The 2,595-nt window shown below is 47.2% G+C and carries 4 protein-coding genes; all 4 read left to right on the top strand.

The genetic code is table 11. From position 1 onward, the window contains the following. Positions 1 to 56: 56 nt before the first annotated feature. The gene (locus tag PLF13_14800) at positions 57 to 746 is read left to right on the top strand and encodes a hypothetical protein (GenBank protein ID HOP08538.1); all 690 of its coding nucleotides are present in this window, start codon (positions 57 to 59) and stop codon (positions 744 to 746) included. A 17-nt stretch (positions 747 to 763) separates the two neighbouring features. Then, a complete protein-coding gene (locus PLF13_14795; GenBank protein HOP08537.1) occupies positions 764 to 1,096 on the top strand; it encodes an HNH endonuclease signature motif containing protein in 333 nt (110 codons plus the stop codon). A gap of 79 nt (positions 1,097 to 1,175) precedes the next feature. After that, entirely contained in the window at positions 1,176 to 1,373 is a 198-nt protein-coding gene (locus PLF13_14790; GenBank protein ID HOP08536.1) for a hypothetical protein, read from the top strand. Beyond that, positions 1,370 to 2,595: hypothetical protein (locus tag PLF13_14785; protein ID HOP08535.1), on the top strand; the 1,226-nt coding region annotated here is incomplete at its 3' end. The genes PLF13_14790 and PLF13_14785, both read left to right, overlap by 4 nt.

Below are 2,595 nucleotides of genomic sequence, written 5' to 3'. Positions count from 1 at the left end.
GACTACACGTGTGACATAGATGAGCCGAAGGACATTAAGCTTTTTGAGAGGTTTGTATGAACAGGGACATAGTTTATATCCTCAAGGATGACATAGCGACAGAAGAGCTGCGATACAGCCTCCGAAGCGTTGAGCAGAACTTTCCTCACCGCTTCGTCTGGTTCGTCGGAGGACAGCCCAAAGGACTGAAGCCGGACAGGTTGCTTCGGCACACTCAGTTTGGTGCGAATAAGTGGTTGAAGATCAAGTCTTCGATGCTCGAAGTTGTCAAGCAAGAAGAGCTCTCTGATGAGTTCTTCCTTTTTAACGATGACTTCTTTGTCACGGAACCCTTTGAAAAGGAGTTCGTAAACTTCACGGACAGGACACTGTCTGACAGAATAGAGGACTTTCGAAAAGAGAACCCTCACCTGAACAGATACGCAATGTCTTTAGTGCAGACTGAAGAAGAACTAAAAGCACATGGTTATGGAACCTTGAACTTCGAGGTGCATCTCCCGATGCTCTTCGAGAAGAACAAAGTTGAAGCAGCTCTTTGTAGTTGTTTCTCTCCGCAGATGAGAAGCATTTACGGGAATATAACAAGATGCAAGGTGGTAGACCGAAGGGATGTGAAGGTCAACAGTCTCAACGATATCCCCTACGGAGTGGACTTCGTGAGCACGAATGACAAGACCTTTACTTATGGAAATGTAGGACAGTATATTAGAGATCTATTCAAGGAACCGTCACGGTTCGAAGTATAGAAACGAGGTGCTTATTTATGAGGAACAGACCAGACAAGGATGGGAAGGCCCACTCCTCCTTCGAGAAGGCGAAGAAGATAATATACGCCTCCCAGTCTAACTGCGCTATATGCGGCAGGCCCGTGGACTTCGACAGGAAGTTTCCTGATCTTTGGAGCGCGACAGTCGATCATATCATTCCGATATCCAAAGGTGGAGATCCTGCGAGTCTTAACAACCTCCAGTTAGCTCACCTTCAATGCAACCGCATCAAGTCGAGCAAGATCGTTGCTCCTCAAGTAAAGGAGAAGTCGGTCAGCAATCGAGACCTGCCACTCTCGGTTGATTGGTCAAGTTTAAGGGGGGCATAGGTACCCCTCGACTTCGAGCGAATCACAACCAACATCTGTACTGTGAAAAAAACACACGTCACACCCCATGGAGGTAAATATGCAATTAGACAAAGAGACGCAAACTAACATTAAGGCACTGATCGCGATCAGAGACGACCTTAATACTTCGCCGGCTGTTCGCATTCAGGCGATCCAAACGATGCAAAAAATAATGGACAATATTGGAGCGACTGCTTCTGATGATAGACCAACGGCTGAAGATATCATGAATAAGATAAGGAGAACAAAAAAGTGAAAGGAATAGCATACTTGAGCCAGAAGCTCACTAAGAAGAGAAGTAGAACTTTGATTCGCTATAACTTCTATGAGCAGAAGAAGACAGCTCCTGATCTTGGCATCTCTACTCCGGAGGGGTTGGAGTGGTTCACCTCTATTAATGGCTGGTGTACTAAGGCAGTTGATATTCTCGCTGACCGCCTGCAGTTTGACGAATTTGAGGACGATACATTTAACTTCACTGATATGTTCGCCTTGAATAACCCTGACATCTTCTACGATGATGCCATCTTATCTGCTCTAATTAACGCTTGCTCGTTTGTATACGTGAGCAAGGGCTCTGTTATTGATGGAAAGAAACAGATGCGCTTCCAGGTCATAGATGGCGGCAGCGCTACAGGCATTATCGACGACTTTACCAAGCTAATGACAGAGGGCTATGCGGTACTGGATCGTGACGAATACGAGAACGCCAAGACCTATGCCTACTTTACGCCCGGAAGAACGGAAGTTTACGAAGCAGGCGTCAAGGAGCCGATAGCAGTCGAGACATTCGACTCTAAGTACTGCGCACTGGTTCCTATTATCTACAAGCCTGATTCAAAGAGGCCCTTCGGACATTCACGTATATCAAGGGCCTGTATGGGCTATGCAAACTCTGCTATGAGAACAGTAAAGCGTATGGAGATAGCTTCCGAGTTCTACTCATTCCCACAGAAATACGCTACAGGCTTAAGCCAGGATGTAGAGCAGATGGACACTTGGAAAGCTACGATGTCCGCTATGCTGACCTTCACCAAGGATGAAGATGGCGACAAGCCGTCGCTGGGGCAGTTTCAGGTTGGCTCAATGGGACCTCATGTAGAACAGTTGAAGTCCATCGCTTCGCTTTTCGCAGGCGAGACTGGATTGACTCTTGATGATCTGGGATTCGTTACGAGCAATCCTTCAAGCGCAGAGGCTATCAAGGCTTCACACGAGGGCTTGAGACTTATGGCTTCCAAGGCGCAGCGTTGCTTTGGCGTAGGATTTAAGAACGTAGGCTATATCGGAGCTTGTATGAGAGACAATGTTAACTACCAGAGAGAGGAAGTCTTCAAGACCAAGGTGATGTGGAGACCTGTCTTCGAACCCGACGCGGCTATGTTGAGCCTTATTGGTGACGGCGTACTCAAGCTCAATCAGGCTATGGAGACGAACAGTCCATATATTGACGCAGACAAGATGCGCCGCTTAACGGG

The organism is Candidatus Zixiibacteriota bacterium, from assembly GCA_035380245.1.
Taxonomy (GTDB): domain Bacteria; phylum Zixibacteria; class MSB-5A5; order GN15; family FEB-12; genus DAOSXA01.
This window is presented reverse-complemented; position numbering and strand designations above follow the sequence as displayed.